The following is a 21,638-nucleotide window of genomic DNA, read 5'->3' on the forward strand; positions in this document are numbered from 1 at the left end:
TCGGGGGCCTTGGGGGGGGGGGGGGGGGGGGGGGCAGGTCACGCGTGCCCCGCCCGCCGGGGGGGGCGAGGATCAGACGGTGCCGGTGTCGCCGCCGGCCAAGACCGACCGGATCAGGCTCGCGTTCGCCACCACACACTCGCCGTCGAGCATCTGTGCGTGCTCGCCGAAGCCGGTGACCAGCGCGGCCCTCGTCCGGGAACTGCCGTACCAGCCGCCCTCGCGGCCGGAGGCGTACAGGTCGGCCTTGTTCTCGTCGCTCAGCACGGTCACCACGGCGTCCACGCCGCCGACGTTCGGCGTCCGGCTGGCGAAGAGCAGGTAGTCACGCGCCTGCTCGAGAGTGCTCGCCGAGATCACGTCCGAGCCGGTGTGCCGCAGCAGGTGCTCCGCGAGCTCCTGCTCGAACGCGACGATCTGGTCCTGCGGCATCTCGAACGCCGCACCGATCCGGTACGAGTCGAGGATGACCACGTCCGACACCGCGCGGCCGCGGCTCTCCAGCTCCTTGGCCACCTCGTACGCGAGGTTGCCGCCGAGGGAGTAACCGAGCAGCGCCACCGCACCGGCCGCCGACAGCTCCTCGATCTGGTCGGCGTAGCGCGCCACCTTGTCGTCGCCGGTCAGGTAGTTGAAGGCGATCAACCGGTGCTTGCTGAGCTGACCGGACAACTGCCGGTAGACCAGGCCGTGGCCACCGGCCGGCGGGAAGCAGAACACCGTCGGCTCGGCGGTGGCGTTGAACACCAGGTAGGGGCGGGCCCCGTCGACGTCACCGCTGACGATGTCCTGCACGGTACGGGCCATGCCCTGCAGCGTGGTCACGGTGAACAGGCGGCTCACCGGGATCTCGATGCCGAACTCGGTCTGCAGGTGGTAGATCAGCTCCATCAGCTTGATCGAGCTGCCACCGGACTCGAAGAAGTCGTGCTCCAGACCCACCTGGTCCACGCCGAGCAGCGTGCGCCAGTTCTCCGCCATCCGGGTCTCGTACAGCGTGACGGGTTCCTCGAACGACTCGGATGCCGTCTCCGCGTGCGGCGCCGGCAGCGCGTCGAGGTCGACCTTGCCGTTCGGGGTGAGCGGCAGTTCGGGCACCTCGACCAGGAACGACGGGATCATGAAGGTCGGCAGGTATCCGGTGAGCCGCTGGCGCAGCGCCCGGGCGTCGAACTCCGTACCCGGCTCGGGCACGCAGTAGCCGCACAGGGCCGCCTCGCCCCGGGCGTCGTCGACCACCGTGACCACCGCCTGTGTGATGCCCGGCGCGGCGGTCAGGTGCGCCTCGACCTCGCCGACCTCGATGCGGTAGCCCCGCACCTTGATCTGGGTGTCCATCCGGCCGAGCAGGTGCACCCGGCCCTCGCGGTCCCAGCGGCCCAGGTCACCGGTGCGGTAGAGCCGGCGGGAGGCGCCGTTGAGCTCCACGGTCACGAAGCGGTGCGCGGTCTGCTCCGGGTCGCCGACGTAACCGCCGGAGACGCCGTCGCCACCGATCCACAGCTCCCCGGTGACCCCGGCCGGCACCGGACGGCCGGCCTCGTCGAGGATGTACAGCTCGCTGTTGGGCAGCGCGGTGCCGATCGGCACCACCCGGCCCGGCTCCAGCCCGTCGACCGGCCCCTCGAAGTAGGCACTGTCGATCGTCGCCTCGGTCAGGCCGTACGAGTTGATCACGCGGGTCTGCGGACCGCACAACGACCGCAGGCGCTCGTACTCGGCGACCTTCCAGACGTCCGAACCGACGATCATCAGGCGCAGGAAGTCGAGCCGGACGTTCTCCCGCTCGCAGTACGCCATCAGCTGCCGGGCGACCGCCGGGACGAACTCGCCGCAGTCCACCCGTTCCTCGACCATCGTGCGGTAGAGGCGGGCGGTGTCGAACAGCAGGTCCCGGTCGACCAGCACCAGCGTGCCGGCCGAGCTGAGCGCCCGCGTCACGTCTCCGGTGAAGACGTCGAACGACACGCCGGCCAGGCTGGCGTGCACGCGGACGTCGACGCCGAGGCCGTACTCGTCACGCCAGGCGGCCTGCACCGAGGCCAGGTTCCGGTGGCTGACCCGGACCGCCTTGGGCCGGCCGGTGGAACCGGAGGTGAAGATGACGTACGCCGTGGAGTCCAGCTCGATCCGCGGCAGCACCGCGTCGCCGGCGTCCCCGCGGCCGATCTCGGTGAGGCTGCGGACCGGTGCCGGCAGGTCCGCCAGCCGGCCGAAATCGCCCTCCGGGGCGAGCACCAGCGCGGCCTGCGCGGCACCGACCATGTACGACAGGCGCTCGGCCGGGTGGTCCGGGTCCAGCGGCAGGTAGGCCGCACCGGAGCGCTGCACCGCGACCATCGCGGTGATCAGCTCGGTCGACTTGGGCAGGCAGAGCGCCACCACCGAACCGGCGCCGACACCCTGGGCGATCAGGCGCCGGGCCAGGTCGCCGGAACGGTCCACCAGTTCGGCGTACGTCATCCGGGTCCCGCCGGGCACCGCCACCGCGACCGTACCGGGGTGCTCGGCCGCGACCTGGGTGATCAGCTCGGGCAGCGGTTCCTCGTACCAGGCGGTCTGGTCCACGCCGCTGAGCCGGCCGGTGAGGTGGTCGAGCTCGGTCTCGCCGAGCAGGGCCAGCCGGGACACCGGCTGTGCGGCGTCCGACCTGGTCAGCCCGTCGAGCAGGTTGCCGAAGTGCGCCGCTAGCCGCTGCATCGTTTCGGGCACGAACAGGTCGGTGTTGTACTTGAAGACGCAGTGGAACCGGCCGTCCGCCTCGTCCAGGTAGGCCGAGAGCGTCAGGTCGAACTGGCCCTCCTCCTCCGGCAACTCGACGTACTCGAGCTTGAAGCCGTACTTCTCGGTGGCGACCTTGTGCACCAGCAGGATGAACATCGCCTGGAACACCGCGGAGCGGCTGGGGTCGTGGCGCAGGCCGAGTTCGTCGACCAGCATCACGAACGGGTACTCCTGGTGGTCCAGACCACCGAGCACGGTGGCGCGGACCGCGTCGAGCAGTGCCGCGACCGACGGGTCCCCGGCCAGGTTGACGTGCAGCGGCAGCGGGTTGACGAAGTACCCGTAGACCGAGGAGAACTCCTCCTGGGTACGGCCGGTCACCGGGCTGCCCACCACGATGTCGTCCTGCCCGGAGTACCTGTTGAGCAGCAGGTAGTACGCACCGAGCAGCACCATGAACGGCGTGACGTTGTGCTCGCGGGCCAGGTCGTGGATCCGGGTGGTGAGGTCCGCGTCCAGGGCGAAGAACTCCGACGCGCCGTTGTGGCTCTGCACCAGCGGGCGGGGCTTGTCGGTCGGCAGGTTCAGGTTCGGCACCTCGGCGGGCAGGTGCGTCTTCCAGTACTCGAGGGCCTTGCCCGCGGCCGGGCTCGCCAGGAACCGGTTCTGCCAGTTCAGGAAGTCGAGGTACCGCGAGGGCACCGGCTCGAGGTCGGCCGGCTTGCCGGTCCGCATGCCCTCGTAGACCGCGAAGAGCTCCTCGATGAACGTGAACGTGGAGATCGCATCCGACACGATGTGGTGGACGGCCTTCATGATCACCCAGTGGTCCGGGCCGCGCCGGTAGAGCCGGAAACGCACCAGCGGATCACGCTCGAGGTCGTACGGCTTGCGGTACTCCTCGATGATCATCTGGTAGATCTCGTCCCACTCCAGGCCCTCGGCCTCGACGAGACCCAGGTCGGGATCCATCTCGGCGGAGATCTTCTGGACCGGCTTGTCGCCGTCGAGGACGAAGTTGGCCCGCAGGCTGGGATGCCGGGCGATGGTCGCCCGCACGGCCAGGAACATCAGGCCCGGGTCGAGCTCGGCGCGGACCTGGACGGCACCACCGATGTTGTACGCGAAACCGTCCGGGTCCAGTTGCTTGAGGAACCACTGCGCCTGCTGGTTCTGCGTCAGCGGGTACCACGACTCGTCGGTGAAGGTCTCCACCGCGGTCGCGTTGACGTCCTGCCCGTCCGCCTCGGTGAGCGCCTCCAGCAGCTTGCCGATCAGCTCACCGACCGGGGCGCCGCCGAGCAGCGCGACGACCGGCAGGGTGACACCGAGGTCCGCACTGATCCGGCCGCGCAGCTCCATGGCGAGCAGCGAGTCCATGCCGAAGCTGTTCAGGTCGGTGGTGCCGTCCACCCGGTCGACGGCGACCCGCAGCACGGTCGCGACCAGCTCGGTGAAGTAGGTCGCGATCAGCTCCTGGCGGGTCCGCGCGTCGGCCGTGCGCAGGGTGTCGCGCAGACCGCCGGACTCGCCGGCACCGCCGTCACCACCGGCCGCGGCCAGCTCGGTGACCAGCGGGATCGGCATGTCGTACCAGGAGAGGAAGAGCGGCCAGTCGACGACGGTCGCCACCATCAGCTGGGCCCGGTCCTGGCCCAGGACTCGCTCCAGGACGGCCATGCCCGCCTCGGCGCCCAGCGACGTCATGCCCCGGCTGTTGCGGTAGTGGTCGATCAGACCGAGTTCCTCGATCATGCCGAGCGCCCACGGACCCCAGTCCAAGCTCAGTGCGGGCAGGCCCGCGGCCCGGCGGTGGTGGGCGAGCGAGTCGAGGAACGCGTTGCCGGCCGCGTAGTTGGTCTGCCCGGCCGTGGTGAGCAGCGACGCGATCGACGCGAACAGCACGAAGTGGTCCAGCGGCTGGTCCGCGAGGTGCCGGTTCAGCAGGAACGCGCCGACGGTCTTCGGCCGGTACGCGGCGTCGAACCGCGGCCGGTCCATCTCCGCGATCAGCGTGTCGTCGACCTGGCCGGCCAGGTGGAAGACACCCCGGATCGGCAGCGCCTCCTGCTCGCGGTAGCCGTCGAGCCACGTGGTCAGGCTGGTCTCGTCGGTGACGTCGAACGAGGCCACGATCGGCTGCGCGCCGAGCGCCTCCAGCTCCCGCAGGAAGGCCACCAGTTCGCCGGTCCGCGACTGCGGGTCCAGCGTGGACCAGGTGACGCGCTCCGGGATGCGGGTGCGGCTGTTCAGGATCAGGCGGCGGGCGCCGCGGCGTACCAGGGTGCGGCAGAGCACCTGGCCGAGGGCACCGAACGCGCCGGTGACCAGGTAGGCACCGTCGACGCGCAGCCGCAGCGGCAGCGGCCGGGTCAGCTTCCCGGCCTGGACGAGACGGCTGGTGAGGCGGCTCGTGCCGCGCAGCGCGATCTCCTCCTCACCGGTCGTGCCGAGCTCGCGCAGCAGGGCCAGGGCGTCGCCGCGTACGGACTCGTCCGTGCGGGCCGCGCGCGGCTCCAGGTCGATCATCTTGCCGCGGTTCCCGGTGAGCTCCTGGTACCACAGCACCCGGGCGATGCCCCAGGCCGAGGCGCCGAGCGGCTCCACCGGACCGGATCCGACGACCGGCTGCGCGCCGCGGGTGACCACGGACAGCGCGGCGCCGGTGCCCCGCTCGGCAAGCACCTGGGCGAGCGCGACCAGGGAGTACGCGCCGAGGCTGCCGTGCTCGTCGAGGTCGGCGGCCCGGGCCTCGGCCAGGTCGGGCAGGTCCAGGTTCCACAGGTGCACGACGGTGCCGAAGCCCTGCGGGTGCCGCACGGCCAGGTCGGTGAAGAGCGACCGCAGGTCGTCGGCGGAGGCGGGCGCCACCGTCGAGGACCGGCCGTCCGGTGCGGGCCAGTAGCCCTTCCCGGCGTGGACCAGGTGGGTCCGCAGGCCCTCCGCCTCGGCCAGGGCCGCCAGTTCGGCGCCGACACCGGAACCGTCGGCGAGGATCAGCAGGTCACCGATCGTCCGGGGCTCCGCCGGGGCGTCCGCGGCGATCTCGCTCCAGGTGGGTTCGACCAGCCAGCCGTCGATGGTGCCGAGGCCGACCGCGGCTGACGCCTTCTCGACGTCGACGGCACGGAAGCCGTCGATCCGGCCGAGCGGGGCACCGTCCTCGGTGTAGACGGTGATCTCGCCGATCAGCTCGTCACCCTCGCTGCGGGTGAGCCGAGCGTGCGCCCACACGGCCTGGTCACCGACCGGGTCGATCCGCAGCTCCTCGATGGACAGCGGCAGCCGGATGCCGGTGCCGCCGTCCTTCGCCTGCAGGATCAGCGGGGTCAGCAGGGTCTGGAAGCAGGCGTCGAGCAGCACCGGGTGCATGTGGTGGCCGCCGGCGTCCACGCCGTGCGGTGCCCGGATCCGGGCCAGGGCCTCGTCCGGTCCGACCCACGCCTCGTCGATGCCCTGGAACGCCGGGCCGTAGTGGTAGCCGATCGCCGCCAGCTCGTCGTAGCATGCCGCGCCCTCGAAGCGGCGCACCGTGCGCGCCCGGACGGCGTCCCGGTCGAGGTGCCCCTCGGCACGGCGCGGCTGGGAGACACGGACCGCACCGGTGGTGTGCACCGTGGGTTCGCCGTCGGCCGACGGCGAGGCGACCGCGAAGGTGCCATCCGCGTCGGAGACGGTCAGCTGGACGGTCCGGGCCTCCCGGTCGGACAGGAACAGCGCCTTGCGCAGCTCGATGTCGGCCAGGGCGACGGCGGTGCCGCCGGTCAGCGCGCGGACCGCCTGGATCGCCGCCTCGAGGTAGCCGGCCGCGGGGAACAGCACGTTGCCCTGGATCCGGTGGTCCTCCAGGTACGGCAGCGTCTCCGGGTCGAGCTTGGCCTCCCAGGTCGGCACCGCGTTGGTCAGCCGGCGGCCGAGCAGCGGGTGGTCCTGGTGGCCGAGCCGGACCTGGGCGACCGCGTGCGGCTCCACCCAGTACCGGTCCCGCTTGAACGGGTAGCGGGGCAGCGGGACCAGCCGGCCCTCGGGCTGCAGCGCCGACCAGTCGACCGGCACGCCCGCGTTGTGCAGCTCGGCCACCGCGATGGTGAACTGCGCGGCCTCGTCCTTGTTGCGGCGGATCGTGGCGACCGTACGCCCGGTGACGCCCTGCGCGGTGAGGATCTCCTGGATCGAACGGCCGAGCACCGGGTGCGGGCCGATCTCCAGGAACAGCCGGTAGCCGTCCTCGATCAGGTGCTGCACCGCGGCCTGGAACAGCACGCTGTCGCGGACGTTGCGCCACCAGTACTGGTTGTTCAGGTCGAGGCCGTCCGAGCGCCCGTGCTTGCCGGTCAGGTAGAGCGGGACCTGCGCCGGGCTCGGCGCGAGGCCGGCCAGCGAGTCCAGCAGGTCCGCCTTGATCGCCTCCATCTGGGCGCTGTGGTACGGCACCCGTACGTCCAGGAACTTGCTGAAGACCTGCTGTTCCTTGAGGACGGCGGAGAGCTCGGCGAGCGCGGGCTCCTCACCGGCGAGGGTGATGGCGGTGGGGCTGTTGACCGCGCCGATCGAGATGCGGTCGCCGTACGGGCGGATCGCCACGCCGGCCTCGGCCTCGGAGAGCCCGACCGCGAGCATCGTACCGGTGCCGACCAGCTTCTGCTGCAGCCGGCTGCGGTGCAGAACCACCATCACGGCCTGCTCGAACGTGTAGACACCGGCCTCGTAGAAGGCGGCGACCTCGCCGGTGCTGTGCCCGACGATCGCGGCCGGGGTGACGCCCCGCTCCCGCCAGAGCGCGGCCAGGGCGATCTGGATCGCGAAGTTGGCCGGCTGCGCGAGCCAGGTCTCGGCCATCTGCGAGTCCGCCTCGTCGGCGGTCATCTCGTCGAGCAGCGACCAGTTGGCCTGCTTGCGGATCTCGGCGTCGCACCGCTCGATGACGGCGCGGAAGGTGGGCTCCTCGCGCAGCAGCTGGCGGCCCATCGCCCACCACTGCGGGCCCATGCCGGTGAACACCCAGACCAGCCGGCTGGCGTCGCCCTCCAGCTGGGTGCCGGTCAGCAGGTGCGGGTGGGACTCGCCGCGGGCGTACTCGCCGAGGCGTTCGGCCAGGTCCTCGCCGGTGGAGTAGACCACCGAGAGCCGCGACTCGAGGTGCTGACGGCGATGGGCGAGCGTCCAGGCGACGTCCGGCAGCCGGTCCAGTTCACCGGCGATGCGCTCGGCGACGGTGGCGAGGGTGGTGTCGTCGCGCGCGCTCAGCGGCAGGATCCGGAACCCGGTGGCCGGTGCCCCGGTGGCCGGGCCGGACTGCTCGGCGCGCTCGGGTGCCTCCTCGAGCAGCACGTGCGCGTTCGTACCGCCGAAGCCGAACGCGTTGACGCCCGCCAGGGCCCGTCCCTCGTGCTCCGGCCAGGGGGTCGGCTCGGTCGGGATCCGGAACGGCAGCGTGGTGAGATCGATCTTCGGGTTGACGTCCCGCAGGTTGATGTGCGGCGCGATGGTCTTGTTCTTGAGGCTCAGCGTGGTCTTGATCAGGCCGGCGATGCCCGCCGCGGACTCGGTGTGCCCGATGTTCGTCTTGACCGAACCGACGTAGCAGTCGGCGCCCGGACGGCGGCCGACCGACAGGGCCCGGCCGAGGGCGTTCGCCTCGATCGGGTCGCCGACCGGGGTCGAGGTGCCGTGCGCCTCCATGTACTGGATGTCGCCCGGGACCACGCCGGCCTCGGCGCAGACCCGCTCGATCAGGCTGACCTGCGCGTCGCCGTTCGGCACCGTGATGCCGTTGGTACGCCCGTCCTGGTTGACGCCACTGCCGACGATCACCGCGTGGATCTGGTCGCCGTCGCGGACCGCGTCGCTGAGCCGCTTCAGCGCGACCAGGCCGACCCCTTCGGCGCGGACGTAGCCGTTCGCCGAGCTGTCGAACGTGCGGGACTTGCCTTCCGGGGAGAGGAAGCCGCCCTTGCTCTCCGCGATGGTGTACTGCGGGGTCAGGTGCAACAGGGTGCCGCCGGCCAGCGCGAGCCGGGTCTCGCCGCGGCGCAGGCTCTGGCAGGCCAGGTCGACGGCGACCAGCGAGGAGCTGCACGCGGTGTCGATGGACATGCTGGGGCCGCGGAAGTCGAAGCAGTACGAGATCCGGTTCGACACCATCGTCATCATCGTGCCGGTCGCGGTGTGCGCGGCGAGCGTCTCGAAGCTGAGGTCGGCGAACTGCAGGATCTTGTAGTCGAGGGTGAACGCGCCGACGAAGATGCCGACGTCGGTGCCGGCCAGTTCGGCGGGCTTCTGACCGCCGTCCTCCAGCGCCTCCCAGGCGACCTCGAGCAGTTTGCGCTGCTGCGGGTCCATGTTCTCGGCCTCACGCGGGCTGATGCCGAAGAACTCCGGGTCGAACTCGTCGAAGCCGTCGATGTAACCGCCGCGACCGCCGACGAGCCGGCCCGGCTTGTCCTTGTCACGGCTGCCGAGGGTCGTCACGTCGTACCGGTCGGGCGGGGTGTCGGTGAGGCAGTCACGGCCGGCGATGATGTTCTGCCAGAACTCGTGGTAGTCGTTGGCGCCGCCGGGGAAGCGGCAACCGATGCCGACGATCGCGATCTTCTCTCCGGCGGCCGCAACAGCCGCCGGGGACAGGTCGTTCATGATGGCTCACATTTCTTCATGGAGGGGCGAACGCGCGCGGGCGGGCAGGCAGAGCCAGGGGTCAGACGTGCCAGCTGCGGCTCAGCGGATGCACCATCGAGGAGACGATCCGGTCCGAGGTCGGGAACGACTTCGGGTTGCTCAGTCCGACGGCCTGCGGGGCGAGGCCCGGCCGCCAGGTGAAGCTGCGGAAGAGCAGGTCCCAGATCGACAGGTCGGAGCCGAAGTGACCGGCCTGCTTGAGGTTGGTGCTGTGGTGCAGGCGGTGCTGTTCGGGACCGGAGAAGACGTAGTTGATCCGGCCGAGTTTCACGTCGACGTTGGCGTGGACGAAGTAGCCCTGGGCCATCACGAAGAGGCCGACGGCGAAGACGGACGGCTCCGAGAAGCCGCACAGGGTCAGGACGAACTGGACCGAGAACTGGGTCAGCAGGACGTCGAAGACGTGGTTCACACCGTTGTTGGCCACGTTGACCTTGTCGGGGACGTGGTGCACGCCGTGCAGTCGCCAGAGCACCAGGTTGGTGTGCGACCAGCGGTGCCAGGCGTAGTTGGCCAGGGAGCCGACCAGGCCGGCGAGGACGATCTCCACGCCGAGCGGCAGGAACGGCTCCGGCGGGGTGAAGTATCCGAAGACGGCCATCACCGGGATCTGGGAGGCCGAGCTGGCGGCCACCGTCAGGACGAAGTAGACGCCGTAGAAGCGCCACTCCTGCGGGTTCGGCTGCCAGTCCCGGTCGTACGGGATCAGCCTCTCCAGCAGCAGCAGGCTGCCGAGGATGCCGACCAGGAACGACCCGCTGACCACGCCGAAGTCCCAGTCGAGGGCGATCGCCGCCCATGCGAGGCCGACGATGGCCGCCAGTTGCACCGGGTAGTAGACCCGCGAGAGCACACGGGCCCAAGCGGGACGCCCGGCCGGCGTGACCGGATCCGAACTTGTCCTCTGTTCAGCAAGGCTCATCGGCCTTCCTCCACTCGCCGAGGGATTGTTGACAGCGCGGGGCACCTCGGTGGGTGGGTGCGATACGGCCGTCGGAGCGGGCCGAAGGTCGCACAGCGGGAAACGTTCGAGATCGTGACATGAGTCACTGCCGGCGGCAGCTTGCCGAATGGTTTGCGGATCGCCGATAAGTACGCCGGACGGCGGATGCCGGCAAAACGGGAAGCGACGAGGCCGGTTGCGAATCAGAAGCTTGCAATCGGCTTCCCGAAAAGGCAGTGGGGCATGTACGAACGGGCGGTCAACCGTTCACGTTCCGGCCCGCGCACATTGTCCACCGGGGCGGACATCCTCGCCCCAGGCCTGCCCGTCCGCGCCCCGATGTCATTCTTCGTACCATCGGGAAAGATCGGACAATAGCCTTTGAAGGTGCAGTTCCATCATCCAAATCACCCGGAGTGTTACAAAGCCAACTCGGGTGGACGTTCGCGCAAAGCCTAGAGGACGTTCGGGCAACAGCTCCGGATTCAGCCGGCGACCCCGTAGTCACGGCCCGCCTGACACTGCGTGAAAAACCTCGAACCGCCCCGGAAAGCTACCGGAGGGGCCCACCCCTGCCAGCGGTGGCCGCCAAAGCCGCGGCGGCCCCTTTTTCGAAAGGGCTTCGAAGATCACGGATAGCGACGATGCCCGTCAATTGTTAACAGTATCGTGAAAGCTACTCACGAGTCACCGGCAGAATCGCGTCACTGCCGGTGCTTTCTGCCCTTGCCCGATCTGCGGGACAAACGCTTGACTGGCGGCAATTACCGGAGTACCGAGAACTGGGATTGGCGGCATGAAGCGAATTTCGGTCAGCATCCAGGCCGCCGACAAACTGGCGAAAGCCGGGCTCGTCAGCTACCTGCGGCGCATGCCTCACGTCGACCTGGTGGACGACCCCAAGCCGGGACCCCGGCCGCAGGGGGTGGTGACGACGGTGCTCGCCGAACGCCTCGACGACCAGGCGGTCCGGCAGCTGCGCGAGCTCTCCGACCGCCACCAGCGCAAGACCCTCCTGATCGTCGGCCCGTTGCGCCCGGTGGAATTGATCCAGGTGATGGAGTGCGGCATCCGCATCCTGATCTGGCGCCACAAGCTCACCGTCGAGGTGCTGGCACGAGGACTGCAGGCGGCCGACTCCGGCGAGAGCGAACTGCCCCCGGACGCCGTCGACCTGCTGGCCGCCCTGGTCGGGCAGCCCCGCTCCCCCGGCACCGGGCAGCGGATGTTCGGGGTGACACCACGCGAGGCGGATGTGCTGCGCCTGCTCTCCGACGGCCAGGAGATCCGGGCCATCGCCGAGAAGCTCGCCTACTCGGAACGCACCGTCAAAACCGTCCTGCACCAGTTGATCAACCGGCTGGAGCTGCGCAACCGGACCCACGCCGTCGCCTACGCGATCCGCGAAGGCTACATCTGATCCCCCTCGCCCCTAGTGTCCACATTGGAGTAACGAACGTGTCTAGCCGTCACCCCGCGGTCTCCCGGCGCTCCCTGCTCAAGGGCGGCGCCGTCACAGCCCTGGCCACCGCCGCCGGCGGCACCCTGCTGTCCCGGGCCACCGCCGCCTCCGCCGCGCTCAGCTCCGGCGACCACGTACCCGCCCTCATCGTCGGCAGCGGATACGGCGGCGCCGTCACCGCGCTCCGGCTCACCCAGGCCGGCATCGCCACCACCGTCGTCGAGATGGGCATGGCCTGGAACACCCCGGGCGCCGACGGCAAGGTGTTCGCCAACATGCTCAGCCCCGACCACCGCTCCTACTGGCTGCGCACCGAGACCGACCAGCCGCTCGGCTACTTCCTCGGTTCCTCGGTCAACAAGGCCGTCGAGCGGTACACCGGGGTGCTCGACGCGGAGAAGTTCGCCGGCATCCGCGTCTACCAGGGCCGCGGCGTCGGCGGCGGTTCCCTGGTCAACGGCGGCATGGCGGTGGTCCCCAAGCGGGACTACTTCCAGGAGATCCTGCCCTCGGTCGACGCCGCCGCGATGTACGGCACCTACTTCCCCCGGGCCAACAGCACCCTCGGCGTGAACACCTACGACGCGGCCTGGTTCGAGACCGCCGACTGCTACCAGTACGCCCGGACCGCCCGGCAGCAGGCGCAGGCCTCCGGTTTCACCACCACGTTCGTGCCCAGCGTGTACGACCTCGACTACATGAAGAGGGAACAGGCCGGCACCGTCACCCGCTCGGCCCTGGACGGCGAGGTCATCTACGGCAACAACCACGGCAAGAAGTCCCTCGACAAGACCTACCTCGCCGCCGCGGCCGCCACCGGACGGCTGACCGTCGCCACCCTGCACGTGGTCACCGCCGTCGAACCGGCCGCCGCGGGCGGATACACCGTGACGATCGACCAGATCGACACCACCGGCGCCACCGTGGCCACCAAGACCGTCCGCGCCGACCGGGTCTTCTTCGCCGCCGGCAGCGTCGGCACCAGCAAACTGCTGGTGAAGATGCGCGCCCTCGGCAAGCTGCCGAACCTTCCCGACGCGGTCGGTCAGGGCTGGGGCAACAACGGCAACGTCATGGTGGCCCGGGCGCTGCACCTGTGGGACCTGACCGGGGCGCTGCAGTCCGGCATGCCCGCGCTGGGCATCGACAACTGGAACGACCCGGCCGGCCCGGTCTTCGCCGAGATCGCGCCGATGCCGGCCGGCCTCGAACTGTGGATCAGCCTCTACCTGGCCATCACCAAGAACCCGAACCGGGCGAGCTTCGTGCACGACAGCAGCACCGGCAAGGTCGACCTGACCTGGCAGACCGCGATGAACCAGCCGGCGATCGACGCCGCCAAGCGGGTCTTCGACAAGATCAACTCGGCGGAGGTCACCACGTACCGGACCGACCTCTTCGGCGCCAACAAGATCTGGGGCGACGACCTCACGTACCACCCGCTCGGCGGCTGCGTCCTCGGCAAGGCCACCGACAACTACGGCCGGCTGCCCGGCTACCCCGGCCTGTACGTCATGGACGGCTCACTGATCCCCGGCAACACGGGCGTCAACCCGTTCGTCACCATCACCGCCCTGGCCGAGCGCAACATCGAGAAGATCATCACCACCGACCTCTGACCCGGCTCCCGGCGTGGCTCGCTGCGACCCCGCGCGGGCCACGCCGGTCTCAGAACGGCCGGCCGCCCCGGCACCGGCCTCCGCCAGGAACGCGTTGTAGCGGGACAGGTCGTCCTCCTCCCCCGCGGCGTCGGACCGGTCGGCCGCCCGGTCGAGACGGGCCTGCTCCCGCTCGTCGCTGCGGATCCACTGCCGGATCAGCAGCAGCACCACGACCGCCGCCGGGATCTCACCGAACGCCCAGGCAAGGCCCGCACCCAGGCGCTGATCCTCGATCAGCGACGACGCCCACGACGGGTGCACCGCGGTGTACCAGTCGACGCCGATCACCGTGGTCGACTGGAGCAGCACGAAACCGAAGAACGCGTGCGCCACCATCGCCAGGAAGTGGATCACGGTGAGCATCGCCGGATGCACCCGTCGGCGGCCCGGGTCGACGCCGATCAACACCCAGAACAGCAGGTACCCGGCGAGCACGAAGTGCAGCACCATCGCCACGTGCCCCAGGTGGCTGCGCATCAGGGTGCCGAGCAGCCCGCTGAAGTACAGGCCGTACAGGCTGGCCACGTAGATCGCCAGCGCCACCAGCGGATGCGCGAAGAACCGCGCCACCCGGCTGTGCACGATCAGCAGCAGCCATTCCCGGGCGCCGCGGACCTGCGGGTCGGCCGGCCGGCGCAGCGCCCGCAACGCCAGGGTGACCGGGGCGCCGCCGACGAGCAGGATCGGCACCACCATGGACAGCACCATGTGCTGGATCATGTGCACGCTGAACAGCACGTAGGCGTACTTCGCCACGCCGAGCACGGTGATCCCGGCGAACACCAGCAGGCCGGCCACCCACGACACGGTCCGCGACCACGGCCAGTGGTCGCCGTTGCGGCGCAGCCGGTACACCCCGGTCAGATAGGCGCCGATGCCGACGGCCGCGATCCCCGGGTACAGCATGTCCGGCAGCACGTCGCCGATCAGCCGGGCGGTGGTCATCGGCCCCGGCATCGAGAACCCGAGCAGCTCGACGAGGGGATCCAGATCGGTCTCGGCGGTCGACGCCGGCGTCGGGCTGCGCGACAGCCCCACCGCCAGTCCGGCGGCCGCACCGAGCACGGCCAGCTCGCCGAGTGCCAGCCGCAGGAAGGCGTGCGGCCGTCCGGCCGCGAGCGCGGGCAGGGTGCGCTGCCGGTGCGCGAGACCGGCAAGACCGGCAAGACCAAGAGCAAAGATCTTCACGATGATGAGTACGGCGTACCGCGACGTCTCGACCGCTTCCCAGGAGCCGAGCCGCACCGCCGCGTTGGCCAGCCCACTGACCGCGGTCGCCACGAAACAGGCCAGTGCCAGCGTGCTGTACCGCCGTGCGGTGTCGGCGAACCGCCGGTGCCGCCGCACGAGGAACAGCCCGGCCAGCCCGCCGACCCACAGGGTGGCCGCGACGATGTGCAACGCCAGGCTGCTCACCGCCAGCTGATGATCGCCCGCCCCGGCCGCGTGCCCGGTGAACGCGGGCGGCACCACCGCCACGATCGCCACCAGCGTCGCTGCCGCGGCCACCCCGCGCGACACCCCGGCCCGGCTGAGTACCGCCACCAGCAGCGCCAGTCCGGCCTGCAGCAGCAGCGCCTGCCCCTGCGAGATCGAGATCGCGAACCCCGCGACAGCGGTGAACCCCAGCTCGGCAACCGGCTGCCCGAGAATGTCAGAAACGGTCAACAGCATCAGAGCCAGCGAGCTGAGCATCCACGCGAGCGCCAGCCAGGTGGCCCGCCGCAGCAACTGCCACCCGTGCGCCGACACGCTGGGCCCGTCCCCGGGCAGCAGGAACGTTGCCGTCACGGTGCCCCCGACCACCCCGATCCCGAGCAGGTCGACGAGCAGCTTGACCGCCGGCAGCCCCCACCAGGTGAGCGGCCCCGGACTCGGAATCCCCGGCAGCACCGTCTCGTCGATCGCCTGCCCGATGACGAGCGCCCCGACCAGCGCCACCACCGTCCCCGCCGGAATCAGCACCGCCGCGATCCGCACGCCCGCCTTCACCCTGCCACTCCCCTGCCACACGTCACCGTGGGTTGTCGTCCGGCAGTCCCGTTCAGTTCCCACCACCCCAGGTATCCGTGATCACACGCCCGTTCCGGCTCCTGGCAAGAGCTCCGCGCGACGGCCAACGGGGACTAGGACAGGCACTGAGCCGGCTGTACGTCCTGGTAGCGGTCCCACAGGGCGGCGGTGTCGGGGCTGAGGAGACCGGCTCGGTGCAAGCGGTCGACGACCCTGGGCGGCACCCAGCAGGAAGCGCTCCACTCCGCCGCGCAGTTCGGTATGGGCACCCGGTCGATGACGATGTCGAACAGATGGACGGTGTGCCTGACCGCCCCGTCGACGTAGAAGAAAGCGAGAACCGGACGGGGACGGACGTCCAGCCCGGTCTCCTCCCGCAGTTCCCGCTCGGCGGCCGCCTCGGCGGTCTCCGTGTCGTTCACTTTCCCGCCTGCGCCGATGCCGAAGCGCCCAGGGTAACGCGCCCGCCAAGGGGTACGACGGTTGATGAAATACCACCCTGCCCGGTCGCGGACGACTACCACCGCCACGCTCGTCTCTCGCACCGCGTCATGGTCAGCGCTGCCGCTGCGAGAACCGGGCAACCACGCCGACGAGGGCGTGCCGGAGGTCGTTCGCAAGCGCGGGTTCGATGGTTGTCGCTATCGTGAAGCTTCGCGGCTCCGGCTGTGGAGGACGACGTGGACGGATGGCGCATTGTGGAACGCCCAGGCCGGCTCGGCAGCGACCGGCTGCGACGCGTCGCTGAATGGGATGACACGTACGGGCCTGGATCGTGGCGTCTGGCCTGGCTCGTCGCCGGTCAATACCATGACGGCAATGCCTCGCTCAGCCTCTACGAAGATGCCTACTTCCATTTGCTGCGAGGCAGCACGGAGGTACTCGAGGCATTGGTGAGCACCGCACGCGACGTCTACGTCCACGACCTGTCCGACACTGGATCGGGACTCGACTATCGACGACAGGACGCGCCCGGTCACCATCTCGAGGACATCGCCATCCGGCGTTGTCTGGTACGCCTCGGTCTGTGGTTCCACGGTGACCGACTCGTCCGGCTCGGCGGGGTGGACAAGGATCCCGATCCCGGATGGCTGCGGTCGCAACTCAGCCCGCACCGGCTGCCCTTCCACCGGCCGGACCTGCTCATCCGGCCCGAGCTGACCGGCTGGTGGTTGCCTGGCTCGGTGGAGAGCTTCTACCAGTCCAACAAGTTCCTGCTAGCCCGAGCAGCGGAGGGGTGACAGTGGAGATCGTCGTGGAGAACGTGGCCACCGGCTGGCCGCAGATCGTGGCCGCCTGCCGTGGCGAGCGGGCCATCCGTGTCTCGACCCGGCACGGTATCTCCTTCGACCTCCCCGGTCTCAGCATCGTCGTGCTCGATCCACATGACCGGCGACCACCCTCCGGCTTCGCCTTTCCGGAGCTCATCACGGACTACGCCAGCCGGCTCTTCGGCGAGGCGAGAACCGGCTCCCTGGTGGACAGGCGGCTGCGGCACAGGAGCACGGCCGGGGGCACAGTCCGCGATCAGCTCGACGAGATCCGCAGCCTGCTCCGGGCCGAGGAGAGCACACGCGGCGCGGTGTTCGACCTCTGGGACGTCGGCGAGGACCTGGGCGCCGAGTTCCCGGTCTCGCCCGTCGGCGGGTGCTTCCGCATCGTCGAGGACGTGCTGTGGCTGTTCCTCACTGTTCGCAGCGTGGACGTGATGCTCGGCCTGGTACCGGAACTGCTGGCCTTCGCGCGGGTGGCTACAGACATGGCGCTGGACCTGGGCCTGACGGATGCTCGCCTGCAGTTGCACTGCTGGAGCGCGCACCTCTACGAGATCGACTTCCTGACGCCGGTCCGGGGGCTCCGATGAGCCGGGTGCTCACTCTGTTGGACAGCGGGACAGTCGACCTCAGAACAATCGACCGGGTGCTCCAGTCGGTGGTCTTCTTCGCTGACGCGGTCGCCGTGCGAGCCTCGTACAAAGTCACCGGCCCGGACAAGCACCGAGCCCGGCAGATCGACCGGAGACTGACCGACCTGCACGAACAGAAGCTCGTCTCCCTCTGGGCGCACGAGTACGAGGTCGATGACGCGGGCAGGGTGCGCGCCCCGTTCGCGCCGGGTTCCGACCGCCGGACCGCCGACGTCGTCGTCGAAGCGGCGGGACTCGCGGAACGACTTTCGGAGATGAACGACATACTGCGGGTGATCAGGGACGAGGCCTACCGCCGCCACCCCGGGCGCCCGCTACGGCAGGGCATCGCCGAGGTCGTCAGCCTGCGCAACCATCTGAGCTCCCTGGTCATCTCCGCGGAGCTCGGCCAGGACGGCCTGCTCGCGAACCCTGCCACACGTGGCATTCTGCTCCAGCCCGGTGGAGCTGACCGCCCGGCCACCTTCCGCGAGGCGGTGGCGCAGGAGGTCATCGGTCGGCTGCGGTTGGGCCCTTTGAGCATGCTCAACCCTGAGGAAGTCGCTGTCGCCCGCCGACACAATGCCGGTTTCCGCCGGCTGCTGGACGATGCCCTTCTCGCGATCTCGCAGGGCATGGACCCGGTCATCACGCCCGAGGCGGCAGCACAGGAGATCGTCGACCGGTACCGCGAGACGACCACCCGGATGAACCTGCGCTCGCAGACCGGTGCGCTCGCCACCGACGTCGCTTTCGACGTGCTCGGCATGGCAATGCCGCCGAGCGTCCTGGTGAAGTACGCCCTGAACGCGTTCACCTGGCGCAGGCGGACGAAGGAGGCCCAGCCCTACCTGATGCTGCTGCATCTGGAGCGCCGACTCGGGCAGCACGCGCTGCCGCCACGGTGACGATGCGCTCACGGCAGATCTCGGCACCCTGCTGTCTGGGCATCATCGAGAGTGCCTCGCATCTGTCGATGTGCAGCCGGATCTCCTGGACCGTCGCCAGATCGTCGGACGGCCTCACCGTGCCGGCCCTGGCCCGGGCTCTCACCGACCGCCGGCGGCACGACCGAGTCTTCTCGTTGCCGCCCGAAGCCGGCGAATGGTTCCGGCTCTCGTTCGCCATCGACGGCGCACGCCACGCCCTCGCCTTTCAATACGTCTGGGCCGTTTCGGTGGCCGCCCGGCAGCCCGGCTCGCCGACTCCCGTCGACTTCCTGCTCTGGCGGCTGCGGCTGACCATGCCACGGGAGTGTGCGCGGGATCTGCAACGGTTGAGACGGGCGCTGTCAGTGGCCGATCGGCATCTTTCGTGACACGGTCAGTGAGGGCAGTTCCTCGGTCGGCTGATCACCCCAGCGCTCCGGCATCCGTCCTGGCAGCGATACAAGGCACAGGTCGGTGGACAGCAACGGGAAGGCGTCACTGAGACCGTTGGCGCGCAGCGTGTCACCGCTGGTGACCAGTAGGACCCCGCCGCCCAGAGGGTCCGCGGCGATCACCGCCTCGGTGGAGCCGTGCATGGGCACGATCGGTAGTTGATCGTACTGCCGTGACTCGGTCAGCCAGCGGGTCGTGATCGCGGGATACTCCGAGTAGATACGGCCCACCCGGCGGCCGGGGACGGTCACGAAGCACACGAAGGACGCCCGGCTCGGGCCGAGATCGCGGACGTCCAGCTCCCGATCGTTGGCGAGCGCCCACTCGACGGCGACGTCGTAGCCGGTCAGGCCGACATCAGCGATCTCCAGCGCCACAATCTGCGGGACGTCGCTGCCCCGGCACAGCAGGATGTCGTGGTCGCCGGCCTGCAATCGCAGTTGCCGATACTGCTCGATCTCCTCGGTCAGCCCGAACGTGGTTCGCAGATGGGCGTAGGCCGGTGTGTGCAGGCGGCTCGACAGCGACGGCGCGCAGATTCTCATCTGCCGTCCGGTAGCGCCTCGGCGAGGAAGTCCGGTGCGTCCGCGGTGCTGACGACCTTCGTGACCAGGGCGGCGATGGCCGCTTCAGCCGGTGGCTCCGAGATGTAGACGGGCAGGCCCAGTGCGGCCGCGAAACCCGTCTCGATGCAGACGCTGCGGCCCGTGTAGCCGTCGGCGGCGACGATGTAGATCGCGGCCGAGCGCCGGATCTTGTTGAGGAACTCGTGGGTGAGCTTCCGCTTCTGCTCCGGGGTCACCTCGACGAGTTGCTCGTTGAAATCGAACCGTGGGGTGTTGACAGTCATCCCGCGCTCGGCGAGGTGACCGGCAACGGTCCGCACCACGTCGTAGTACTTGGAACTGCTGCAGATGGTCAGCTCGCGCGCGCTCACGATGTCGCTCCCTTCGCGGGGTCTCCCAGCGAGACCAGATGCCGTGGGCACTGAAGATACCGCCGGCCCCGCTTCGCCATCGTCAACTGTTCCCAGCGCATCGAAGGGGAGGGACCGGCCGGCACGGCATACCGGTCGAGGCCGCGGCGGGTGGTCAGTGCGTCGTACGAAAGGTTGAACGGCCGTACGGCGAGACGCAACGGCAGATCGGGCGCCAGCTCGGCCAATGCCGCATACAAAGTGGACAACTGGGCGTCGCTCCAGCCGGCTCCACCGATCGCTGGATAGACGTCCATACCGAGTTCGAGAGCTCGGCGCAGACCCATGAGAACCCATGGCCAGTCGGCGTCATCGGGCGTCGGATGGATCGTGACGTGGACCGCCAATCCACCGATCGAGTGCAACCGGGCGGCGGTTCCAGCAGGGGCGGACTCCAGGGCGTACGCCAAGGCGGTCATGTTGCTCTCGACCTTGAGCAAGCAGGTCCCGGCGAGGTCCTGCCGCCGCAGTTCGTCGTACACGTCGGCGAGGAATTCGGGAACGAGCAGGGGCTCCCCGCCGCTGATGCGCAGAATGGACAGCTGTTCTCCGGCCTGCTGCCGCTCGCGGCGAAGAGTCCCGAAGACGCTCACCAGATCGGCGGCGGTGGCCTGAAAACCGTCCTGAGCGCCCAGATGCCGGAACTCCACGTAGCAGTACGGGCAGCGCAGGTTACAGGCAGCGACGTGGCAGATGGCCGCGAGGTTGTGATCGCTCCAGTGCCCGCCGAGCCGGGCGGCCGCCAGCACCGGGCTGTCCGACAGCGTCGCCAGGTGCCGCATGGCGTTGAACTCCGGAAGACCGGTCGGCAGCCGCAACCGGCTCCGCTTCACCGGGACGAACAGCCGGAAGAAGCGGTTCTGAACAGCGCCGAGCCTGGTCTTCGTCAGATCGGTCAGCAGGATCTGCCCGGTGGAGGTACGTACCTGGGTGTATGCGCGCTGGATGGCACGGTTCGCTGAAGGGGTTGTCATCGACCCACCTGTCCAAGCGGTTCGGCGATGCGGCATGAATGAGACCGCCATCGATGCTCCTCCGCGGTGTGGTCACCTGTCCAGGTGACCACACCGAACCGCCGGGCGGGTGGAAGGTCGAGGGCTGGTTGTCGGCTCGCTACGGCGAGAGACTCAGCCGCACCGGCTCGTTTCGGCCGGGAGGTCGACGGTGCTCACGGCGTACCCGCAAAGGGGTTTTGATCCTCAGTCGAGGTCGACGATCTCGCGGCCGAGGGGCCAGAGCGCGGCCGGGACCAGTTTGAAGTTGGCGATGCCGAACGGGATGCCGATGATCGTCACGCACTGGGCGATGCCCGCGGTGATGTGTGCCAGGGCGATCCACCAGCCGGCCAGGACCAGCCAGAGGATGTTGGCCAGGCCGGAGGCGAGGCCGGCGTCGCGGCGGTCGACGACCGTGCGGCCGAACGGCCACAGGGAGTAGATCGCCAGGCGCCAGGCGGCCACGCCGAACGGGATGGTGACGATCAGGGCGAAGCAGATCAGCGCGGCGAACGCGTAGCCGATGCCGAGGAGGAAGCCGCTGCCGAAGATGAACCAGAGGATGTTGAGGATCAGTCGCACCAGTTCAGCATGACAATGCCGTGCCAGTGTCGTCCCTTCGGGGCCGTTCCGCACCGATCGCGCGTCACCGCTGGGGCGGCCGGGTATCGGGTGGTCAAGCGAAACACAGCGGAGGTGCCTGATGGGACTCGACAACAAGGCCGACAACAAGGCTGAAGAGATCGGCGGCAAGGTCAAGGAGGGCGTCGGCCGGGCAACGGACGACGAGCGCCTGGAGGCCGAGGGCAAGGCCGACCAGACGAGTTCCAACCTCAAGCAGGCCGGCGAGAAGATCAAGGACGCTTTCAAGTCTTGAGATCCACATGAGGGAGGGGCC

At 69.6% G+C, this 21,638-nt stretch carries 15 protein-coding genes; 7 read left to right on the forward strand and 8 right to left on the reverse strand.

The features are described from left to right. Positions 1 to 72 precede the first annotated feature (72 nt). Together WH85_RS15925 and WH85_RS15930 are read right to left on the reverse strand one after the other, a co-directional pair. The gene (locus WH85_RS15925) at positions 73 to 9,360 is read right to left on the reverse strand and encodes a non-ribosomal peptide synthetase/type I polyketide synthase (protein WP_045742649.1); all 9,288 of its coding nucleotides are present in this window, start codon (positions 9,358 to 9,360) and stop codon (positions 73 to 75) included. Between the two features lie 61 nt (positions 9,361 to 9,421). Further along, positions 9,422 to 10,324: a sterol desaturase family protein gene (locus WH85_RS15930; RefSeq protein WP_083449024.1), complete on the reverse strand. Its 903-nt coding sequence runs from the start codon at positions 10,322 to 10,324 to the stop codon at positions 9,422 to 9,424. 817 nt (positions 10,325 to 11,141) lie between these two features. Between WH85_RS15930 and WH85_RS48155 the strand changes: the two genes are divergently transcribed. Both WH85_RS48155 and WH85_RS15940 read left to right on the forward strand, forming a co-directional pair. Further along, positions 11,142 to 11,765, forward strand: coding sequence for a helix-turn-helix transcriptional regulator (locus tag WH85_RS48155; protein WP_045742651.1), 624 nt, complete (start codon positions 11,142 to 11,144; stop codon positions 11,763 to 11,765). Positions 11,766 to 11,803: 38 nt separating this feature from the next. Then, complete coding sequence (locus WH85_RS15940; RefSeq protein ID WP_211275372.1) at positions 11,804 to 13,426, forward strand: GMC oxidoreductase; 1,623 nt, start codon at positions 11,804 to 11,806, stop codon at positions 13,424 to 13,426. Here the strand turns inward: WH85_RS15940 and WH85_RS15945 are convergent. After that, positions 13,331 to 15,460, reverse strand: a complete 2,130-nt coding sequence (locus WH85_RS15945; protein WP_083449025.1) for a bifunctional copper resistance protein CopD/cytochrome c oxidase assembly protein — start codon at positions 15,458 to 15,460, stop codon at positions 13,331 to 13,333. The genes WH85_RS15940 and WH85_RS15945 overlap by 96 nt on opposite strands. 134 nt (positions 15,461 to 15,594) lie before the next feature. Continuing rightward, entirely contained in the window at positions 15,595 to 16,026 is a 432-nt protein-coding gene (locus tag WH85_RS48730) for an NUDIX domain-containing protein (protein ID WP_169792448.1), read from the reverse strand. 123 nt (positions 16,027 to 16,149) lie between these two features. Here WH85_RS48730 and WH85_RS15955 point away from each other — a divergent pair, with 123 nt between their 5' ends. The 4 genes from WH85_RS15955 to WH85_RS15970 are packed head-to-tail and all read left to right on the forward strand — an operon-like array spanning position 16,150 to position 18,705. Further along, positions 16,150 to 16,722 (forward strand): hypothetical protein, encoded by a 573-nt coding sequence (locus WH85_RS15955; protein WP_045742653.1) that lies wholly within the window; start codon positions 16,150 to 16,152, stop codon positions 16,720 to 16,722. After that, the gene (locus tag WH85_RS15960) at positions 16,719 to 17,345 is read left to right on the forward strand and encodes a thymidylate synthase (RefSeq protein WP_157411020.1); all 627 of its coding nucleotides are present in this window, start codon (positions 16,719 to 16,721) and stop codon (positions 17,343 to 17,345) included. Before WH85_RS15955 ends, WH85_RS15960 begins: the two co-directional genes overlap by 4 nt. Positions 17,346 to 17,350: 5 nt before the next feature. After that, a complete protein-coding gene (locus WH85_RS15965; RefSeq protein ID WP_157411021.1) occupies positions 17,351 to 18,295 on the forward strand; it encodes a hypothetical protein in 945 nt (314 codons plus the stop codon). Positions 18,296 to 18,297: 2 nt separating this feature from the next. After that, complete coding sequence (locus WH85_RS15970; protein ID WP_045742656.1) at positions 18,298 to 18,705, forward strand: hypothetical protein; 408 nt, start codon at positions 18,298 to 18,300, stop codon at positions 18,703 to 18,705. On the opposite strand, the gene WH85_RS15975 is transcribed toward WH85_RS15970, so the two are convergent. The 4 genes from WH85_RS15975 to WH85_RS15990 form a co-directional block, all read right to left on the reverse strand. Next, on the reverse strand, positions 18,679 to 19,314 hold the full coding sequence (locus WH85_RS15975; protein WP_045742657.1) for a hypothetical protein: 636 nt from the start codon (positions 19,312 to 19,314) through the stop codon (positions 18,679 to 18,681). The genes WH85_RS15970 and WH85_RS15975 overlap by 27 nt on opposite strands. Continuing rightward, positions 19,311 to 19,706, reverse strand: coding sequence for a hypothetical protein (locus WH85_RS15980; RefSeq protein WP_045742658.1), 396 nt, complete (start codon positions 19,704 to 19,706; stop codon positions 19,311 to 19,313). The genes WH85_RS15975 and WH85_RS15980 overlap by 4 nt, the downstream gene beginning before the upstream one ends. Next, positions 19,703 to 20,770: a radical SAM family protein gene (locus WH85_RS15985; protein WP_157411022.1), complete on the reverse strand. Its 1,068-nt coding sequence runs from the start codon at positions 20,768 to 20,770 to the stop codon at positions 19,703 to 19,705. Before WH85_RS15985 ends, WH85_RS15980 begins: the two co-directional genes overlap by 4 nt. A gap of 174 nt (positions 20,771 to 20,944) precedes the next feature. Beyond that, complete coding sequence (locus WH85_RS15990) at positions 20,945 to 21,325, reverse strand: YccF domain-containing protein (RefSeq protein WP_211275376.1); 381 nt, start codon at positions 21,323 to 21,325, stop codon at positions 20,945 to 20,947. 118 nt (positions 21,326 to 21,443) lie between these two features. On the opposite strand from WH85_RS15990, the gene WH85_RS48160 reads away from it, so the two are divergent. Next, on the forward strand, positions 21,444 to 21,617 hold the full coding sequence (locus WH85_RS48160) for a CsbD family protein (RefSeq protein WP_063775514.1): 174 nt from the start codon (positions 21,444 to 21,446) through the stop codon (positions 21,615 to 21,617). Positions 21,618 to 21,638: the final 21 nt, after the last annotated feature.

The sequence above is a fragment of the Actinoplanes rectilineatus genome (assembly GCF_000962825.1).
In the GTDB taxonomy this organism is placed as follows: Bacteria; Actinomycetota; Actinomycetes; order Mycobacteriales; family Micromonosporaceae; genus Actinoplanes; species Actinoplanes rectilineatus.

Bases quoted from the DNA above. Each gene is read 5' to 3' on its own strand.
- WH85_RS15925 (WP_045742649.1), bottom strand. From the start codon at position 9,360: ATGAACGACCTGTCCCCGGCGGCTGTTGCGGCCGCCGGAGAGAAGATC.
- WH85_RS15930 (WP_083449024.1), bottom strand. From the start codon at position 10,324: ATGAGCCTTGCTGAACAGAGGACAAGTTCGGATCCGGTCACGCCGGCC.
- WH85_RS48155 (WP_045742651.1), top strand. From the start codon at position 11,142: ATGAAGCGAATTTCGGTCAGCATCCAGGCCGCCGACAAACTGGCGAAA.
- WH85_RS15970 (WP_045742656.1), top strand. From the start codon at position 18,298: ATGCGCTCACGGCAGATCTCGGCACCCTGCTGTCTGGGCATCATCGAG.
- WH85_RS15975 (WP_045742657.1), bottom strand. From the start codon at position 19,314: ATGAGAATCTGCGCGCCGTCGCTGTCGAGCCGCCTGCACACACCGGCC.
- WH85_RS15985 (WP_157411022.1), bottom strand. From the start codon at position 20,770: ATGGCGGTCTCATTCATGCCGCATCGCCGAACCGCTTGGACAGGTGGG.
- WH85_RS48160 (WP_063775514.1), top strand. From the start codon at position 21,444: ATGGGACTCGACAACAAGGCCGACAACAAGGCTGAAGAGATCGGCGGC.